The organism is Balneatrix alpica DSM 16621 (assembly GCF_000619885.1).
Lineage (GTDB): Bacteria > Pseudomonadota > Gammaproteobacteria > Pseudomonadales > Balneatricaceae > Balneatrix > Balneatrix alpica.
In genome coordinates this window covers 109,035-127,900 of sequence record NZ_JHUZ01000014.1, presented here as the reverse complement: position 1 = coordinate 127,900, position 18,866 = coordinate 109,035, and the positions used below count along the sequence as shown (strand labels likewise).

18 protein-coding genes are annotated in these 18,866 nt (G+C 55.2%); 12 read left to right on the top strand and 6 right to left on the bottom strand.

Going from position 1 to position 18,866, the window contains the following annotated elements; genetic code table 11:
- The first annotated feature begins 140 nt into the window (after nt 1–140).
- Together Q334_RS19915 and yddG are read left to right on the top strand one after the other, a co-directional pair.
- The gene (locus tag Q334_RS19915; protein WP_051527594.1) at nt 141–1,067 is read left to right on the top strand and encodes a GGDEF domain-containing protein; all 927 of its coding nucleotides are present in this window, start codon (nt 141–143) and stop codon (nt 1,065–1,067) included.
- Nucleotides 1,068–1,155: 88 nt separating this feature from the next.
- Entirely contained in the window at nt 1,156–2,073 is a 918-nt protein-coding gene (gene yddG, locus Q334_RS18340; protein WP_051527593.1) for an aromatic amino acid exporter YddG, read from the top strand.
- On the opposite strand, the gene Q334_RS0107120 is transcribed toward yddG, so the two are convergent.
- A complete protein-coding gene (locus tag Q334_RS0107120) occupies nt 1,975–2,544 on the bottom strand; it encodes a TIGR02444 family protein (protein WP_081414381.1) in 570 nt (189 codons plus the stop codon). The genes yddG and Q334_RS0107120 overlap by 99 nt on opposite strands.
- Here Q334_RS0107120 and Q334_RS0107115 point away from each other — a divergent pair.
- Nucleotides 2,543–4,465: an ATP-binding cassette domain-containing protein gene (locus Q334_RS0107115; protein WP_027312600.1), complete on the top strand. Its 1,923-nt coding sequence runs from the start codon at nt 2,543–2,545 to the stop codon at nt 4,463–4,465. The genes Q334_RS0107120 and Q334_RS0107115 overlap by 2 nt on opposite strands.
- Nucleotides 4,466–4,596: 131 nt before the next feature.
- Nucleotides 4,597–5,301 (top strand): FKBP-type peptidyl-prolyl cis-trans isomerase, encoded by a 705-nt coding sequence (locus Q334_RS0107110; protein WP_027312599.1) that lies wholly within the window; start codon nt 4,597–4,599, stop codon nt 5,299–5,301.
- Nucleotides 5,302–5,363: 62 nt separating this feature from the next.
- Here the strand turns inward: Q334_RS0107110 and Q334_RS0107105 are convergent, their stop codons facing one another.
- Entirely contained in the window at nt 5,364–6,350 is a 987-nt protein-coding gene (locus tag Q334_RS0107105; protein WP_027312598.1) for a WD40 repeat domain-containing protein, read from the bottom strand.
- Between the two features lie 316 nt (nt 6,351–6,666).
- Between Q334_RS0107105 and ugpB the strand changes: the two genes are divergently transcribed.
- The 7 genes from ugpB (at nt 6,667) to Q334_RS0107070 (ending at nt 13,162) form a co-directional block, all read left to right on the top strand.
- The gene (gene ugpB / locus Q334_RS0107100; protein WP_027312597.1) at nt 6,667–7,965 is read left to right on the top strand and encodes a sn-glycerol-3-phosphate ABC transporter substrate-binding protein UgpB; all 1,299 of its coding nucleotides are present in this window, start codon (nt 6,667–6,669) and stop codon (nt 7,963–7,965) included.
- Nucleotides 7,966–8,060: 95 nt separating this feature from the next.
- Nucleotides 8,061–8,936: a sn-glycerol-3-phosphate ABC transporter permease UgpA gene (gene ugpA / locus Q334_RS0107095; RefSeq protein WP_027312596.1), complete on the top strand. Its 876-nt coding sequence runs from the start codon at nt 8,061–8,063 to the stop codon at nt 8,934–8,936.
- Entirely contained in the window at nt 8,936–9,784 is an 849-nt protein-coding gene (gene ugpE, locus Q334_RS0107090) for a sn-glycerol-3-phosphate ABC transporter permease UgpE (protein WP_027312595.1), read from the top strand. Before ugpA ends, ugpE begins: the two co-directional genes overlap by 1 nt.
- 4 nt (nt 9,785–9,788) lie before the next feature.
- Nucleotides 9,789–10,847, top strand: a complete 1,059-nt coding sequence (locus Q334_RS0107085; protein WP_027312594.1) for a sn-glycerol-3-phosphate import ATP-binding protein UgpC — start codon at nt 9,789–9,791, stop codon at nt 10,845–10,847.
- Between the two features lie 8 nt (nt 10,848–10,855).
- Entirely contained in the window at nt 10,856–11,584 is a 729-nt protein-coding gene (locus Q334_RS0107080; RefSeq protein WP_027312593.1) for a glycerophosphoryl diester phosphodiesterase, read from the top strand.
- 1 nt (nt 11,585) lies between these two features.
- Nucleotides 11,586–12,350, top strand: a complete 765-nt coding sequence (locus tag Q334_RS0107075; protein WP_027312592.1) for a DeoR/GlpR family DNA-binding transcription regulator — start codon at nt 11,586–11,588, stop codon at nt 12,348–12,350.
- Nucleotides 12,347–13,162, top strand: a complete 816-nt coding sequence (locus Q334_RS0107070; protein ID WP_051527592.1) for an HAD family hydrolase — start codon at nt 12,347–12,349, stop codon at nt 13,160–13,162. The genes Q334_RS0107075 and Q334_RS0107070 overlap by 4 nt, the downstream gene beginning before the upstream one ends.
- Here Q334_RS0107070 and Q334_RS0107065 read toward each other — a convergent pair.
- Nucleotides 13,150–13,626 (bottom strand): Rsd/AlgQ family anti-sigma factor, encoded by a 477-nt coding sequence (locus Q334_RS0107065; protein ID WP_027312590.1) that lies wholly within the window; start codon nt 13,624–13,626, stop codon nt 13,150–13,152. The genes Q334_RS0107070 and Q334_RS0107065 overlap by 13 nt on opposite strands.
- A 57-nt stretch (nt 13,627–13,683) precedes the next feature.
- A complete protein-coding gene (locus Q334_RS0107060; protein ID WP_027312589.1) occupies nt 13,684–14,196 on the bottom strand; it encodes a disulfide bond formation protein B in 513 nt (170 codons plus the stop codon).
- Between the two features lie 130 nt (nt 14,197–14,326).
- On the opposite strand from Q334_RS0107060, the gene Q334_RS0107055 reads away from it, so the two are divergent.
- Nucleotides 14,327–14,743 carry a flagellar basal body-associated FliL family protein gene (locus Q334_RS0107055; RefSeq protein WP_027312588.1) on the top strand — a complete coding sequence of 139 codons (417 nt, stop codon included), beginning with the start codon at nt 14,327–14,329 and terminating at the stop codon, nt 14,741–14,743.
- Nucleotides 14,744–14,856: 113 nt separating this feature from the next.
- Here Q334_RS0107055 and gshA read toward each other — a convergent pair whose 3' ends face one another.
- Both gshA and Q334_RS0107045 read right to left on the bottom strand, forming a co-directional pair.
- Nucleotides 14,857–16,416 carry a glutamate--cysteine ligase gene (gshA, locus tag Q334_RS0107050; RefSeq protein WP_027312587.1) on the bottom strand — a complete coding sequence of 520 codons (1,560 nt, stop codon included), beginning with the start codon at nt 16,414–16,416 and terminating at the stop codon, nt 14,857–14,859.
- A gap of 102 nt (nt 16,417–16,518) precedes the next feature.
- Nucleotides 16,519–18,858 (bottom strand): Tex family protein, encoded by a 2,340-nt coding sequence (locus tag Q334_RS0107045; protein ID WP_155888971.1) that lies wholly within the window; start codon nt 18,856–18,858, stop codon nt 16,519–16,521.
- Nucleotides 18,859–18,866: the final 8 nt, after the last annotated feature.

Here is an 18,866-nt window from a genome sequence, read left to right as displayed (position 1 = left end):
AAGGGGCAAAATGCCAACTACACTAAGAGGCGGAAAATGACTTTCCAGCCCTTTTTCCCCACGGACAGCCACCTTCAACAGCCTTTCCCGGCCCTTAACCTGTTCCATCCTGTTTTTGAACATGTCCATGGGGAAAGACGATGCCTCGCCAGCCTCAACAAAAATTAAAACTGTATCAGGCAGTATTAGATCACTCCCGAGCAGTGATTGGCGCCAAAGCACCAAATGGCCAGTATCTTCTTGCCAATAAAGAGTTCGAACGGCTATTTGGCTTAACCGATGCGGATATTCTCGGCCATTGCGATAAAGACATCTTCCCTCTGCATATTGCCCAGGCCTTTCGTGCTGCCGATTTGCAAGTGATCGCCAGTGGCGCACCGCTTTACCTGGAAGAGATCGCAGTGGTCGATGGTCAAGAACGCCATTACCTCTCAGTCAAGTTCCCGATTTGGAATGACCTAAGCGAAATGATCGCTACCGGTTTTGTCGCCACCGATATCACCGAGCGGATTCGCATTGAAAAGAAGTTGATTGCTGCCCGCCAACAAGCCGAGGCAGCTAACCAACAACTACAACAAGCAATGCACAAACTGGAAATCCTGGCCACCACCGATCAACTCACCGGCTTATGGAACAGACGCAAGTTCGAGCAGCTGGCACAACATGCCTTAGCCGCTGAGAACCAGCCCAGCAGCCTGGTATTGATGGACCTGGATCGCTTTAAAGAAGTGAATGACCGCTTTGGCCATAGTGAAGGCGATCGGGTGCTCAGTGAGCTGGCCACCCTATTGCGCACCGAACTTGCCCCTATCGACACTCTAGCTCGTTGGGGCGGTGAAGAGTTTGCCCTCTTACTCTATGGCCAAGATAACCAACAGGCCCTCGCCCTGACCGAACGCCTTAGCCATACCCTGCAGCAACATCTGTTCAGTAGTGTTGGACATCTCAGTTTTAGCGCCGGCATCGCCTGCTATCAGCCAGGTGAAAGCCTGTCCGACTGGTTTAGCCGCGCAGATACCCTGCTTTATGCCAGCAAACGCCAGGGACGTAACTGCATCTGTTGTTGATCAAGCCAGCCAACCATCCTCCTTAACGGTCAAGCCACAGGCACTCCCTGACAATACACTAGGCACCACACTTACGTTGGAGCTCACCATGACGTTATCCCGTGGTTCCGCCAGTCTGATTGGCTTTAGCGCGATTTTATTGTGGAGCACCCTGGCCCTCTTTACCCGTTGGAGTCAGGCCTTTCCCCCTTTCCAATTGCTCAGCCTGACCTTCAGCATTGCCTTTACCCTGATGCTGCTAAAGTGGCTAATCTGTCGACAAAATCCCTTGCGCTTTGCCCGCCTGCCTTGGCGGGTATGGCTACTAGGGATTTACGGTCTATTCGGTTACCACGCCTGCTATTTTATTGCCCTTTCCCTCGCTCCAGCCGCCGAGGCCAGCCTGATTGCCTACCTCTGGCCCCTGCTGATTCTGCTATTTTCGGCGCTGTTACCGGGCCATAGCCTGACCCTCCGCCATTTACTGGCAGGGTGCCTGGGGCTTAGTGGTTCGGCATTGTTGATCTTGCGAGGGGATAGCGACTTCGCACAAGGCAATCTGCTTGGCTATGGCGCCGCCTTATTGTGTGCCTTGATCTGGTCGAGTTACTCCGTCTGCAGCCGTTTATTTGCCGAGGTACCCACGGATGCGGTGGCCTGGTTTTGTTTAGTGACTGCGCTGCTGGGGGCAGGTGTTCACCTCAGCCTGGAAAACAGCTACTGGCCAACGGACAGCCTGAGCTGGGTCGGCGTCCTGGGCTTAGGATTGGGCCCAGTGGGGTTAGCATTCTTTAGCTGGGACTACGGTATGAAGCATGGTGATATCCGCTTACTCGGCCTGCTTGCCTATAGTGCGCCCTTGCTCTCGACCCTGCTTTTAGTGCTGGCTGGTGAGGCGCACATGAGCTGGCGCCTCGCTCTTGCTGCCTTACTGATCAGCTGTGCCGCCCTCTTGCCCTGGCTGCTGACACGCTTGCAACAGCGGTTGCAACAGCTCAAGCAGAGGCGTCGTAAGCTGATTGGTTAATCCCTGTTGCTGCCAATAGGCTAACCAATTGGCCCGCACCAAATCGGGCCCAGAGGTCTGCTTGCCTGGCGCCGGTTTCATCAAAGGTTTCATCAAAGGTTTCATCGAAAGCGCCAGCGCCTGCTCCAGGTAATCTAGCTCCTGGCGCTCCAGTGCCAGCTCTAGCGCCAGCCACTGCTGATACAGCGTCTCATCCACCGGCCAGGCTTTAGCTTGGCGGCGCAGGGCACGCACTGGCAGTACAAAGTGCTGATGCCAGTTTAACGCTGCCGGAGCCGCTGCAATCAGGCTATAATCCAGCCCCTGTCCGCGCAGCCCAAGCCAACAGCAGCAAAGCAGGTGGTTAATATTCTGTTGATATTGATCTTGCGCCTGCAAACAGGCCGCTGCCACCCCTGGTGCCCGGTAAAGCGCACAGGCACATTCCCAGAGGGAGTCGGCTCCCCCAGATGAGTACTGCGATTTAGTCATGATTAAACTCAGCCAACTTAGCCTGCAACGCGGTCATCAACTCTTATTGGAGCAGGCCGATCTCAGCCTGCATGCCGGCTATAAAGTCGGCATTATCGGCGCCAATGGCGCCGGTAAGTCAAGCCTGTTTAAGCTGCTGCTAGGTGAGCTCCATGCCGATAGCGGCGAGCTTTTTATTACGCCAGGCTGGCGCTTGGCCCACATGGCCCAGGAAGTTGAAGCCAGCGAACGCAGCGCCCTCGACTATGTGCTAGATGGTGATCAACTGTACCGTCAGCTCGAACAGGCCATGCAGGAAGCTGACAGCCAGGGGCAACACCAACACCTGGGGGAACTCCACGCCCAGTTTCAAAATATTGATGGCTACAGCGCCCCCGCCCGTGCAGCAGTGCTGCTGGATGGTCTGGGTTTTAGCGCCAGCGCCCAACAACAAGCGGTACGCTCCTTCTCCGGTGGTTGGCGTATTCGCCTCAACCTGGCGCGGGCATTGATGTGTCCTTCTGACTTACTACTGCTGGATGAGCCCACCAACCACCTGGACTTGGATGCTACCCTCTGGCTAGAACAGTGGCTACGCCAATACCCCGGCACCCTGCTGCTGATCTCCCACGATCGCGACTTCCTCGACAATGTGGTCGATCACATCGTCTGCTTCGAACAGCGCAAAACCCAGCTCTATCGCGGCAACTACACCGCTTTTGAGCTGGCCCGTGCCGAGCGCCTGGCACAACAGCAAGCACTGTATGAAGGCCAGCAGCGCCAGATTGCTCATATGGAAGACTTTATCCGCCGCTTTAAAGCCAAGGCCAGCAAGGCTCGCCAGGCACAGAGCCGGATTAAAGCCCTGGAGCGCATGGAACGGATTAGTGCCGCCCACGTCGACACGCCTTTTAACTTTAGCTTCGCCACCAGCGACAAGCTCTCCTCTCCCCTACTGAGCCTGGATCAAGCTGAACTTGGCTATCAGCAGGGAGTGATCAGCCAGCTCAAACTGATTCTACAGCCCGGTCAGCGCATTGGCCTGTTAGGGCCAAACGGTGCCGGTAAATCGACCCTGATCAAAACCCTGGTCGGTGAACTGCCTTTATTAAGCGGACAACGCCAGGCCGGTGAACATCTACAAATTGGTTACTTTGCCCAGCACACCCTGGAAGCCTTAGACCTCAACGCCAGCCCGGCCCTACACCTGCAGCGCCTGGCGCCCCAACTCAGTGATCAGCAGGTGCGGGATTTTCTCGGCAGTTTTGGCTTTATCGGTGACCGAGTGTTTGAGCAGGTCGGCATTTTTTCCGGCGGTGAGAAGGCCCGTCTGGCCCTAGCATTGATTGCCTGGCAGAAGCCTAACTTACTGCTGATGGACGAGCCCACCAACCACCTCGATCTGGAAGTACGCCATGCACTGATGCTGGCACTACAGGATTTTGAAGGGGCGCTGGTGCTGGTCTCTCACGATCGTGCCCTACTACGCGCTTGCGTGGATACCTTCCTGCTGGTTGCCGATGGCCAAGTCAGCGAATTTGAAGGAGATCTGGAAGACTACCAACGCTGGCTCAGCCAACGTCAACAACAGCTCAATGCCCGTAGTCAGGACAACGCCAGCAAAGGTGAACACAGCGCCCAGCAGCGTAAAGAGCGTAAGCGCCAGGAAGCTGCCATTCGGCAACAACTACGCCCCCTGCGCCAACAGCTGGAAAAAGCCGAAGCCAGTATGCAAAAGCTCCAGCAACAGCTTGATCAGCTCAATGAGCAACTGGCCGACCCCAGCCTGTATGAGGACAGCCGCAAACAGCAATTAAAGCAGACCCTGGCAGAGCAACAACAGGTTCAGCAACGCCTGGCGGAAACCGAAGAAAGCTGGCTGGCACTGACCGAACAGCTGGAACACCTTGAAACAGAATTACAGACAAATTTACTCAGCTAGGGAAACCTTTTGCCTGGAAATATGCTCCAATAGATAATCTTGTGCCGGATCGCCTTGCTGCATCCGGCCCAGATGGGAGCGTGTGGACTCGCTCCCTCTTAACCCGACACGTAATCCAACAAGGATTCAGTATGAAAAAATCTCTGCTGGCCGCAGCGTTCAGTTTGAGCGTAAGCGTGCCCACCCTGGCGGAAACCGCTGTGAAGCTGGAATCCGATCAGGCCAAACTTAGCTACTCTTTCGGCCTGATTCTGGGCGAGCAGCTTGCTAGCCGGGTAGATACCCTGGATTACGATGCCTTCCTGGCCGGGGTAAAGTCGATTTACAGCCAGAGCGAGCCTGCCCTGACCCCTGAACAAGTCACCGAAGTCATCACCACCTTTCAGCAGAACAAGCTGAAAGAGATGATGGACAAGGCGCAGAAAGAAGCCGATGACTTCCTGGCTAAAAATGCCAAGGCAGAAGGGGTGAAAACCACCAAGTCAGGTCTGCAATACAAGGTGATCAGCAAGGGCGATGGTAAAAAGCCCAAAGCAGAAGACAACGTCAAGGTACATTACCGTGGCAAGCTGATCGACGGCACCGAGTTTGACTCCTCTTACGCCCGTAATGAGCCTGCTGAATTCCCTCTCAACGCCGTCATCCCCGGCTGGACCGAAGGCCTGCAGCTGATGCCGGTTGGCTCCAAGTTTGAACTGGTTATTCCCCCCGCCCTGGGCTATGGCCCCGGTGGCGCAGGTAGCATTCCGCCCAATGCTGTATTGGTATTTGAAGTGGAGCTGCTGGAGATCCTCAAGAAGGAAGAAAAACCCGCTGAAGCCAAGCCTGCCAGCTAAGGCACCCTGCTCAGCGACAAACGCCCGGTTACACCGGGCGTTTTGCTATTCATCTACAAGGCCTAGGGCCCGCTTAACTGGTTGACAAAGCCATTTGAGCCCAGTGCCAGATGCCGATTTGCTCCCAGACTACTCACACTCATTACCGACACGCTGACCGGCTTTTTCGTCTCCCGATGGTGCAGCATCCAACTGGCCTCCAACACCCCAGTGCGGGTATCCCAAAGCCACACCCGGCCACTGCTAGTGCCGGTTAGCAGACGCTGACCTTGATCGATAAAACGCGCCGCGGTAAAGGTCGCCTTGCGCTCAAAACCTGAACTCATTGACGCCAGGGTATGCTTCACCTGCCCCGTCACCGTATCCCAGATCACCGCCTTATTCAGCTGAGAGGCACTAAAGGCCAGCTTACCGTCTGCCGACAGAGCCGTTACAGTAGCCTGATTGCCGATCTCCACCTCATGCAGTTTCTTGCCGGTTTTGATGTCCCACAGGGTGGAGAGATAGGTATCATCCCCGGTCAACAGCAAACCCTTGGCCTGGTTCAGCGCCACTGCCCGCACCCGTCCACCATGGGTAAAGGTCTGCAACGGCGCCCCCTGCTCCGTGTCAAATAACATGGCGGTGCGATCATCGAGCCCCACCGCCAACAGCTGCCCAGTCTCCGACAGCGCAACATCTAAAATCTCCGCTGGCGCACGGCGATAATCAATTGGCTTACCGCTGGCAACATCCCATAGCGCCAAATCCCAAGGCTCGGCAGTCACCGCGTAACGCCCTTCATCATCAATATCCACCGCCACCAGGTTAGCGTAGCGATCCGCTTTCAGGTTCCAATCGAACAGACGCTCGTTCGTCTCCACCTGCCAGAGACTGCCACCATGGTGAATCGAACCAATCACAGCAAACTTGCCATTAGCCGCCAACGCACCGCTATACAACCCTTGCACCGCCACCTCATTGGCTTGCTCCGGTTTACGATCCGAGCAACCCATAAGCCCGAACAGCAGCGCCACTGCCACCAGCCAGCTACCCAGTTTTACCTTCATTGCATCCTCTCTCGGCCAATGCCTTGCTCTGCTCAGCATAGCGCAGCCCTGGCATGCTCCCAAACCCTTTATCCATCCTGCTCAGGCGGGCCTGACACAAATCCCGTTTATAGCGCTGCAAAAAATCCTCTTTGCCAAAGTTTGCAGGATGAGCGAAAGCCTTCTACTTTCATTTGAACCTCAAATAGGTTCATTTAATTTCGAATGAAAGATAAAAATCACGCATTTGCAACATTTGCCCAGTAGTCTGCAACCTCGATTGTGAACTGCCGAGCCAGGCAACTCCAATAACAATGCTCAACGAGGAGCTCTGAACATGAAACTGCGTCACCTGTCCGCTCTGCTTCTTGGAACCTCCCTAGCCAGCACCAGCTTTGCTGCCACTGAAATTGAGTGGTGGCATGCGATGGGAGGAGAACTGGGGGAAAAACTGACCCAGATCGCCGAGAACTTTAATGCCAGCCAAAGCGATTATGTCGTTAAGCCGGTATTTAAGGGTAACTACACCGAAACCATGACCGCCGCCATTGCTGCCTTCCGTGCCAAGCAACAGCCGCACATTGTGCAGGTGTTTGAAGTAGGCACCGCTACCATGATGTCCGCTAAAGGTGCGGTTTATCCTGTGTTCCAACTGATGCAGGACGCTGGCGAAAACTTCGATAAAGCAGGCTACCTGAGCGCCGTCACCGGCTACTACACCGACAGCGATGGCAACATGCTGTCCATGCCCTTTAACTCCTCCACACCCGTGCTTTATTACAACAAAGAAGCCTTTGCCAAAGCCGGTGTTGAACCCCCCAAAACCTGGGAAGAGATGCAGGGCGTAGCGGAAAAACTGCAAGCCGCTGGCGTGACCTGTGGCTTTACCACTGGCTGGCAGTCCTGGGTACAGCTGGAAAACTTCAGTGCCCGTCATAACATCCCCTTCGCCAGCGAAGCCAATGGCTTTACCGGAGTCAACACTGAGCTGGCGATCAATAGCCCGCTGCATGTGAAGCACATTGCCCAGTTAGCCGAATGGCAGAAGACGAAAGTGTTCGACTACGGTGGTCGCCGTTCTGACAGTGCGCCCAAGTTCTACAATGGCGAGTGCGCCATGTACATGAACTCCTCTGCCGCCTATGCCGGGGTAAAAAGCAATGTGAAGTTTGATTTCGGGGTGGCCCAGTTACCCTACTGGGGCGAAGCCATCAGCGAGCCGCAAAACACCATCATCGGTGGCGCATCCCTGTGGGTACTGCAGGGTAAACCTGCCGAAGAATATAAAGGGGTAGCCAAGTTCTTCAGCTATCTGTCCTCCGCCGAAGTCCAGGCCGACTGGCACCAGTTCTCCGGCTATCTGCCCATCACTCAGGCAGCCTATGAGTTGACTCAAAGCCAGGGCTTCTATGCCAACAACCCTGGCACCGATGTGGGCATCATGCAGATGACCACCAAGGCACCGACCGAAAACTCTAAAGGCCTGCGTCTGGGCAACATGGTGCAAATCCGTGATGTCATCAACGAAGAGCTGGAAGAAGTCTGGAGCGGTAAAAAGACTGCACAGGAAGCCCTGGACACCGCCGTTAGCCGTGGTAACGAGCTGCTGCGCAAGTTCGAGAAGAGCAACTCCTGATCCCACTGTGGATAGCCGCGCACTTTGCCATCGGCGCGGCTGTTGTGGATAAACCCTGGAGCCTGCGGGCTCCAGGGTGCCGTTGAGATAACAAGATGAATATTACCTTTCCCAATAAAGGCCTACCCTGGCTGCTGCTGTTACCGCAGCTGGCGGTTACCGCTGTGTTCTTTCTCTGGCCAGCCGGTCAGGCGATTGAGCAAGCCTTTTACCAGGAAGATGCGTTTGGCTTAAGCCGTGAATTTGTCGCCCTGGACAACTTCAGCGACCTCTTCGCGGATCCGCTCTATACCGGGGTGATTCAGGTCACCTTATTGTTCAGTTTTGCCGTGGCCCTGCTGGCCATGGGGGTCGCCCTACTGCTGGCGGTGATGGCCGATCGGGTGGTGCGGGCGGCGACAGCCTATCAAACCCTGCTGATTTGGCCCTACGCCGTGGCACCGGTGCTGGCTGGGGTGCTATGGCTGTTTTTGTTTAACCCCACCATTGGCCCGATCAGTCACTGGCTCAAGGCGATGAATATCAGCTGGAACCATCAGCTCAACGGTGACCAGGCCATGTGGTTAGTAATTTTGGCCGCCAGCTGGAAGCAAATCAGTTACAACTTCGTGTTCTTCCTCGCCGGTTTACAGTCGATTCCACGCTCCTTAATTGAAGCGGCTGCGATTGATGGTGCCAGTCCCTTCAAGCGTTTTTGGACCATTGTCTTTCCGCTGCTGTCCCCCACCAGTTTTTTCCTGCTGGTCGTGAACCTGGTTTACGCCTTCTTCGACACCTTTGGCATCATCCACGCCACCACCGGTGGTGGGCCGGGGCAAAGCACCCGGGTGTTGGTTTACAAGGTATTCGAGGATGGCTTTATCGGTCTGGACCTCGGTAGCTCTGCTGCGCAGTCCGTCGTTTTGATGGGCTTGGTGGGCATTCTTACCGTGATTCAGTTCCGTTATATCGAGCGAAAGGTGCAGTACTGATGATCGAAAATCGTCCTTGGCTGAACCTGTTTAGCCACCTGATTCTGATTGCCGGTGTGGCCGCGGTGGCCCTGCCGATCTGGGTGGCGCTGGTCGCCTCCACCCATCCAACGGATGCTTTTTTACAGGCCCCCTTGCCACTGTGGTTTGGTGATCAGGGCTGGCAAACCTGGAGCGAGGTGCTGCTGGCCGAAGCGGGCAACGGTATTAAGGTGCCGGTCTGGCACATGATGATGAACAGCCTGGTCATGGCATTGGCAATTACCTTCGGCAAAATCGCCATTTCCTTGCTGTCCGCCTATGCCATCGTGTTCTTCCGTTTTCCGCTACGCATGCTGTGCTTCTGGGTCATCTTTATGACCCTGATGCTGCCGGTGGAAGTGCGCATCGTACCTACCTTTAAGGTGGTGGCCGATCTTGGTCTGCTGAATTCCTATACCGGTTTGGCACTGCCGCTGATTGCCAGCGCCACCGCCACCTTCTTGTTCCGCCAGTGTTTTTTAACCATTCCCGGAGAGTTGGTGGAAGCCGCCCGCATTGATGGCGCCGGCCCCATTCGCTTCTTTAAAGACATTCTGCTGCCGTTGTCGCGCACCAATATCGCTGCGCTCTTCGTCATCCTGTTTATCTATGGTTGGAATCAATACCTCTGGCCAATGCTGATCACCACCGATGATCACTACTACACCCTGGTTATGAGTATCCAGCGCCAGTTGGCCGTTGGAGATAACGAGGTGCAGTGGAATCGGGTGATGGCGTCCAGTGTGATGGCGATGCTGCCGCCGGTACTGGTGGTACTGGCAATGCAAAAGTTGTTTGTTAAAGGTCTGGTGGATACGGAGAAGTAAGGCGATGGCCCAAGTAGAACTTAAGCAAGTAGGCAAGACCTACCCCAATGGTTTCAATGCCATTCCCGCCATTGACCTGCAAATTGCCGATGGCGAATTCATTGTGCTGGTTGGCCCTTCCGGCTGTGGCAAATCGACGCTATTACGGATGGTGGCGGGACTCGAAAGCATCAGCAGCGGCGAACTCAGTATTAACGGCGTACGCATGAATGAACGCGAACCCGCCGAGCGGGATATCGCCATGGTGTTCCAAAACTATGCGCTCTACCCGCATATGAGTGTGTTTGACAATATGGCTTACGGCCTGCGCAACCGGGGCGTGCCCAAGGCGCAGATTCAAACCAAGGTGGCTGAGGCCGCTAACATGCTGGGACTGACCGAACTGCTGGAGCGCAAGCCCAAGCAACTGTCAGGCGGCCAACGCCAGCGAGTGGCCATGGGACGGGCGATGGTGCGCCATCCCCAGGCGTTTTTATTCGATGAGCCACTCTCCAACCTGGACGCCAAATTACGGGTACAGATGCGGGTTGAGATTCGCCAATTGCAACGCCAGCTCGGTACCACCACCCTGTATGTCACTCACGATCAGGTGGAGGCCATGACCCTGGCCGATCGCCTGGTGGTGCTCAACCGTGGCCATGCCGAGCAGATTGGCACACCACTGGAACTGTACCAGCGTCCCGCCACCCCCTTTGTCGCCGCCTTTATTGGCTCCCCTTCGATGAATCTGCTGGATGCCGAGATCAATCAGGGCCAGTTGCACTTGAGCGCACAACTGCGCTTACCCTGCCAACACAGTTTTAACGGCAAGGTGGTCTGGGGCATTCGTCCGGAACATTTGCAGCCTTGCAGTGAGGCCGAAGCCGACCTGCTCCTGCAGGTGCAAGCGGTGGAATCTTTAGGTGCGGAAACCCTGATTTACGGTACACTGCCAGGACTCACCACCACCTTGGTGGTACGCCTGCCCGGCCCCCACCAACCGGCTCTGGGCAGCCTGCTGCCAGTACAGGCAGCACAGGCGTCCTGGCATCTGTTTGATGCCACATCCCAACAACGTTTGTGAGACTCATCATGCAGGATGTTCGTGTCATAGGTCATCGTGGGGCCGCCAATCTGGCCCCAGAAAATACCCTGGCTTCCATTCGGGCTGCCGCCGCGGTAGGCACCCCTTGGGTTGAGATTGATGTCAGCGTGCTGGCCGATGGCGCTCTGGTTATCTTTCATGACGATGAGTTAGAACGCTGCAGCAACGGCCAGGGCCCCCTGGCCGCCGCGAATCTGGCTTATATCCAGCAGCTGGATGCCGGCAGCTGGTTTGCTCATCATTATGCTGGCGAGCCGATTCCAACGCTGCAGCAAGCCCTACAGTGTATTCAGGAATTAGGCTTGGGCTTAAATCTGGAGATCAAGCACGAAGGCGCCGATGTCGAGCGTATTGTCCCCCGAGTACTGGAGGAGCTACAGCTGTATTGGCAGGATAACGACAAGCTGATTATTTCCAGCTTCAATCATCAGGCCCTGTTGCTCTGCCATGAATTAGCGCCTGATCGTTATCTTGGTCAGCTCTACGAAGCCGTGCCCCAACACTGGCAGGAACAGTTAAGCGCCCTACAAGCCTACAGCCTGCACTGCGATTACAAACAGCTGGATGCCAGCACCTGTGCAGCAGTAAAAGCAGCGGGCTATAAAGTGCTGTGCTACACCGCCAATGAACCGGCACTGGTGGAAGCACACTGGCAATGGGGCATGGATGCAATCATTACTGACAGCCCCCAGCTGTTCCTCAATACGGATGCCTGACATGGCTCTGAGTGAACGTCAGCACCAAATCCTTAATTGGGTTCAGCAGACGGAGTCTCTCAGTATCGAGGCCTTGGTAGCACGCTACCAGGTCTCTGCCCAAACCATCCGTAAGGATGTCAATCAACTGGCTGAGCTTGGCCTGATACGCCGTCAACATGGCGGTATTGCCCTGGTCTCGACGGCCGAGAATCTTCCTTTTGATAATCGTCAGTATCTAAATGGCAACGCCAAAGCGGCCATTGCCGCCAGCCTGGCACAACAGATTCCGGCGGGGGCCTCGTTATTTCTCGGTATCGGCACCACGGTGGAATATGTTGCCAAAGCTTTATTGCAACACCAGGGTCTGCAGGTTTTTACCAATAACCTCACCGTTGCCGCGATTCTGTGCACGAATCCAGCTATTCAGGTACGAGTATCTGGAGGACGCTTGCGCCATCGCCACCGTGACCTGGTGGGCGAAGAAACCCTGGCTTTTATCCGTCAGTATCGCGTCGACTACGGCATTCTCGGTTGTGGCGGACTGGAGCCCGAATGGGGGTTGCTCGACTTCGACCCTGATGAGGCCGCGGTAAGCCGCACTCTAATTGAGTACAGTCGCTGCCCAATATTGGTCGCCGACCAATACAAATGGGGGCGTAAAGCCAGTGCCCACGTCGCCCCCTTTCATGCACTAACACGCTTTTATACCGATGCTATCAGTGCCGAACAGCAACGCCTGTTGCGGCAAGAAGGCGTTCAACTCCAACTGTGCCCGGAATCATGACCAGCCCACTGCCCCTGATCACTACCCTGCCACGCCAACGCCTAGCCTCTGTACGCTTTATCCTTACCGATGTGGATGACACCCTGACCTGGGAGTCTCAGTTACCCCTGGCTGCTTACCAAGCGCTAGCACAATTACAGCAGGTTGGCATTGCGGTGATTCCCGTCACCGGCGGTTGTGCTGGTTGGGCCGACATGATCGCACGTCTGTGGCCGGTGAAAGGGGTAATTTGTGAAGGCGGGGGCTGCTACCTCTACAAAAATGAGCGAGGGCAACTGCGCTATGACTACTGGCAAGCAGAGTCGCTGATGCGCCAACGACAGCAGCAATTACTGCAACAGGTGCAGGCCGTGCTCGCTGACTACCCCCCACTTCGCCTCGCCCAGGATCAACACTACCGGCTAACCGATGTAGCCATCGACTATGCCCAGGATCAACACCCCCCTCAACCCAAGTTGGCCAACGCCCTCTTGAGGCGTTTACAGCAGTTGCAATTGACTGCCAAAGCCAGCTCCATTCATATCAATGTTAGTCAGGGAGGGTACGACAAATGGCGGATGAGCGAACGGGTATTACAGCAGCACTTTGGCTTAAGCCAGGCGGCCATGGCAGAGCAAGTACTTTATGTGGGGGATGCACCGAATGATGAGCCCATGTTTGCCCGATTCCCCCTCAGTGTGGGGGTGGCCAATATCCAGTCCCATCTGGCGACCTTAGCAGCACGCCCAGGCTGGTTGACTGGCCAGCCTGGTGGCTATGGATTTGCTGAGCTGGCGACCTGGCTGGTCAGCCAACAGGATCAAACTGCTTGATCAGTCAGCTTATCTTTATGGGCGTAATGCAGCATTTCCAGCAACTGATCTTCCAGACGGAAGCGCTCTTCTAATACTTCACCCAGCCTAGACAAACGCTCGGGTAAGGCTTCTTCCTGTGCCAAGGACAGCTCGTCGGTACAGAAATCATCATTAAAATCGAGCAGATTTTGCGTTTCAGCTTCCAACTTGGGCATCAAAGTGGCTGCCACCTCAAGACCACCATCATTAAAGGCCTCAGCCTCTTCTAATAGCAGTTCATAAATCTCAAAGTGCCCCTTCGATGCGTAGTCCACCAACCGCCCGCAGAAGTCCTTCAGACGAACTTCTAATGGCTGATCCTGGTCGCGTTTTGACAGGATAAAGTAGCTAACTAACAAGTCCTGACGGTCATGCAACCAGGTATCGATTAGCTCGTTTACGCCTCCCCAGCGCTCCTTGGCTGTGCGACATTGTTCCAACATGGCTCGGTCTCCTGCAGCTACTGCAAGCACTCTACCAAGATGTGTTGCAGCTGCCAATCAGGTTTTCAACCAAGGGTTTAAATCTCGCTTGCGCAGCATTTGTGCTAATGCCAACAACGCCAAACCGATAAAGCCGATCAAAGCCCAACCGGGAATGCTGATGCTAAACAGCGTCCACTGTACTTCGGCACAGTCGCCAGTACCCATAATCATCGACTGCAACACTTCGGTGAAGGGAAAACGCTCAAGCATAAAGTAAATGCCAGGGCCACAGGCGGGGACTTCCTCTGCGGGCAAACTCTGCAGCCACAGCTGGCGGCTCGCCAAGGCCGCCCCCCCCAACGCAAATAACAGCACCAGCGCCGCATAGAGGCGCTGCCCCGTCGCAGCAGGGTTGTGGAGAAAAGCCAGCAAACACAACAAACCGGCAGCAGCAAACATGACCCGCTGCATCAGGCACAGTGGACAGGGCTCTAACCCCATCTGATATTCCATATAAAAAGCGATAGCCAAGATGACGCCACAGCCCAATGCAATAACGCCATTTACTGCCCGATCCGCTACCTTCATTCCCGCGCCTCTTGTAGTTTTTGTGTCCAACTGTAGTAATTACACAGGGTGTGTCACACCAACTGACAACCTATCCCAGAGTCGTTATAGTGACAACCATTCAACCGTTTTTGTTCCAGGATCAACAACCATGACTCGCCTTGGCCGCCAAGTTATTGCCGCCGTTTTTAGTGTTTTATTTATCAGTCCTGTCCTAGCTGAGGAAAGTGCTCCCGCAGCTCCCAGCGCCTATTATGTGGAGTTTGATGAGCCATTGGTGGTGAACTTCGGCGAAAGCGCAAACCGTTTAAAGTACCTTAAAGCTACTATTACCTTGCGTGCAGCCACCGCCGATGGCGCCACCTTGGTCAAACACCATAGTCCGCAAATTCGTAACAATTTGGTACTGCTGTTCAGCAAGCAAAAAGAAGAAGACATCAAGACCATCGAAGGGCGGGAAAAACTGCGTAAAGCTGCACTGGAAGAGGTACAAAAGGTCCTGACCGAAGAAGAAGGTCAACCCCACGTTACCAACCTGCTTATGCCAAGCTTTGTTATCCAGGATTAACCCAGATTTCTACATATCGACTTAGCAGTGCGAGCATTGCTCAACCTGTTAGCAAGCAAAAGGGCAGCCTCTTAGCTGCCCTTTTTCATTAGTACCTGTAACACTTAACTCAATTAGCGAAAATACGCCTGCAGAAACTCATCCAGGCTGAGTTCATCCTTAGCTTCCTGCTCCGCCTGCGCTTGTAATGAAGCCTGGCTCTCCGCCATAAACAGGGCCTCGCGCTCGGCATCTAAAGGTTGCGCCAATAACGCTTCGCGTTGCTGACTAGAGATCTTCAACGCCCAGCTGGCGTAATCACCTTCCAGCTCAATCCCTGCCAGTACCTGAGCCGAGGGTGTCAGTTCCGGCTGAATCAATTTAGCGCTTTCAGCCACCACTGCATTCATGTAAGCACTACCGCCCTGATGCTCATCCAATAGCTGTGCAACCTGCATCACCTGATCCAGCAAACGCTGACCTGCATTGGCTACGCTAACCATGCCTTCTTCTTCCACCAGACGCAGTTGCGGATTACGACCTTCCCGCACCACCAGTTTGCGGTTATAGGCCAGACGCTCGCATTCCAAGCGGCCAATGTCTTCGTCACTGCTGAGCAGACAGAACACCAAAAAAGCATCCAGGAAGCGCATTTGCGCTGCATCAATCCCCACGGGCATAAAGGGGTTGATATCCAGACACCGCACTTCAACGTACTCAACCCCACGGGAGGCCAGGGCCTGCAAGGGTTTTTCGCCGGCACGGGTGGTACGCTTGGGGCGGATTTCGCTGTAGTACTCGTTCTCAATTTGCAAAATATTGGTATTAAGCTGGCGATATTCGCCATCTACCTTGGTGCCAATATGGCTATAGGCGGGATAAGGGGTGCGCACCGCATGCTGCAAGGACTCAACATAGGTGCTGAGTTTGTTGTAGCAGATATTCAGTGATGACTGGGCATTGTTGGAATAGCCAATATCACTCATGCGCAAGCTGGTGCCATTAGGGGCTACCAGCGTTTGTCCACCGAGTTCATCCAAACCAAAGGCATTACGTGCCAGGAAACTACTGCTCACCGCCGGGGAGGCGCCAAACAGATATAACAATAACCAGAAGTGACGGCGAAAATTGCGAATCAGGCTGAAGTAGCCCGCCGACTGCACCTCTTGCAGACTGCCCTCCATCCCTGTCATGCGCTGATAGACTGGCCAGAATTCCTGGGGCAGCGACATGTTGTAATGGATGCCAGCAATGGTCTGCATAATTTTACCGTAGCGGTACGCTAACCCCTGGCGGTAAATGCTCTTCATCTGACCAATATTAGAACGCCCATATTGAGCAATGGGAATATCCTGCTCACCGGCCAAATAGCAAGGCATCGAGGCATTCCACACCACCTCTTGTCCCAGATGCTGATAACTGAAGCGATGCAAATCCTGCAGAAACTCCAGTACTTGCTCCGGCTCAGCCAGGGCCGGGGTAATAAACTCCAGCAGTGACTCCGCATAGTCAGTCGTAATGTAACTATGGGTCAGGGTTGAGCCCAGAGCCTGAGGGTGCGGTGCATGACTCAGCCGGCCATTCTGACCGACGCGCAACCCTTCTTTCTCGATGCCACGGCGGATGCCCTTTAACGTGGCCCCCACTCCCTCGGCCCGCATCCAGGCCAGACGTTGCTGTAACAATGCGCTCAATGTCTGCTTCCTACTTCAGGGTAAGGGCTTGCCCTACCACTTCTTTCGCTAAAACTCGCTAGCACAGGCAAAGTCACCGCCAGTAGCGGGCTCCCCTGCCTCTTATCGAGACTTTTTCATTCCGGCACCACGCAGTGCCTGAGCCAGTGCACTTTCGACCGCCGTCGATGCTGTCGTATTGGCTGTCGCTGCAGAGTGGGATCGCCCCGGCTTGGACTGTCCCTTACTCGGCTGGCCTGTTGTAGCAACCTGCCGATCCGGCGCAGCCGCCTCAGCTTTCATCGTCAAGCTGATACGCTTACGCGCTTTATCTACCTCCAGCACCCGCACCTGCACATGCTGGCCACTTTGTACTACCTCCCGCGGATGGGAGACAAAGCGCTCACAGAGCTGGGAGATATGCACCAAGCCATCCTGATGCACGCCAATATCAACAAAGGCGCCGAAGTCGGTAACGTTAGTCACTACGCCGGCTAACTGCATCCCCACCTCCAGATCATCCAGACTCTGGACTCGTTCATCAAAGGCTAGCGAGACAAACTCTGGCCGTGGATCACGACCCGGCTTACGCAGCTCCGCCACAATATCCTTGAGGGTATATTCGCCAATGTCGCCTTCGACAAACTCGCTCAAACGGAGTTCCTGCAACAGAGCATCATTACCAATCAAACTGCGCACCGGCACCTTAACCCGTGCCGCCATTTTGGCGACCACCGCATAGGCCTCCGGGTGTACTGCTGACGCATCCAGAGGCTCAGCCCCTTCCCGTATCCGCAAAAAACCCGCGGCCTGCTGGAAAGTCTTGGGCCCTAAACGGGGCACCTTCAACAGCTGCTGACGAGTTGAGAAAGCACCTTGCTCATCCCGATAGGCCACAATGGCTTCCGCCAAGGCCGGACTCAAGCCCGCCACCCGAGCCAATAACGCCGGAGAGGCGGTGTTCAATTCTACCCCCACGGCATTGACGCAATCTTCCACCACCGCGTCCAAAGACGTAGCCAAACGCGACTGGTTCACATCATGCTGGTACTGTCCCACCCCGATCGCCTTGGGATCAATTTTGACCAGCTCCGCCAGGGGATCTTGCAAACGTCGCGCAATGGATACTGCACCACGCAAGCTGACATCCAACTCCGCCAACTCCTGCGCGGCCAAGGCCGAGGCGGAGTACACCGATGCCCCGGCTTCACTGACCATCACCACCTGGGGTTGAGGCTGCAACTTGGCCGCCAATTCCCGCGCCAAGGCCTCAGTTTCGCGTGAAGCGGTGCCATTGCCTACTGCAATCAATTCAACAGGCTGTTGCCGACAAAGACGTTGCAACTGGGCTAAAGCTTCATCCCAGCGCTTCTGGGGTGCATGGGGATAGATAGTCTGGGTCGCTAATACCCGGCCAGTATGATCCACCAACGCAACCTTCACCCCAGTGCGCAAACCGGGATCCAATCCCAAAGCCACCTTACCGCCCGCCGGCGCAGCCAACAGCAGATCACGCAAGTTCAGGGCAAACACCTGCAGAGCATCTTGCTCCGCCTGTTCACGCTTCAGGGCTAACACCTCTTTCCCCAACCCAGGCAACAGACGCTCTTGCCAGCAACTGACACAGCTTTGCTCCAGCCAGGCGGAGGGCCGTGCCGGCCACCAGCCCAACTGCTGCAAACTCTTACGCAACAACTCCAACGCTTGCCCTTGCCAGCTTTGCTCCTTGCCAGCCTGGATAGTCAAGACCAACACGCCCTCACGTTCACCACGCAACATCGCCAATAGGCGATGAGAAGCCACTTTAGCGAGGGGTTCACCATGATCAAAGTAATCCCGAAACTTGGAATCCTCACTGGCCTGGCCACGCTTGACCCGAGCATGCAACCAACCCTGACGCTGCAGCCACTCCCGCAGTGGCCCCAACACTTTGGCCTGCTCAGTGATCTGCTCATGAATAATCGCCTCTGCTCCGGCTAACACCGCGTCAACGCTGTCATAGCCCTGCTCGGCATTAATATAATTTGCCAGCCATTGAGATGAGGGGGCCTGACCTTGCCATAAGCGCTCCGCTACTGCGCCTAAACCGGCTGCCAGCGCCTTTTGCGCTTTACTCTGCCGTTTGGGGCGATAGGGTAGATACAGGTCTTCCAATTCTTGCTTGGTCGTAGCCTGACTCAGGGCTCGCCATAATCCTGCCTCATTTACACCTTGGGCCTGTAGACTGGCGGCAATGGCTTCGCGACGCTTATCTAAGTCCTGGCCGTACTCCAACCGCTCAGCCAGGGTACGCAACTGAGTATCATCCAGTCCGCCCGTGCGTTCTTTGCGATAACGGGCAATAAAGGGCACCGTTGCCCCCTCGGCCAGCAAACTCATCACCGCCTCAATCTGCGCCGGACGGATATTTAACTCCTGCGCCAAGCGTTGTGACAAAGGCGCGATCTGCAATGCATTGTTCATGCGAGTCC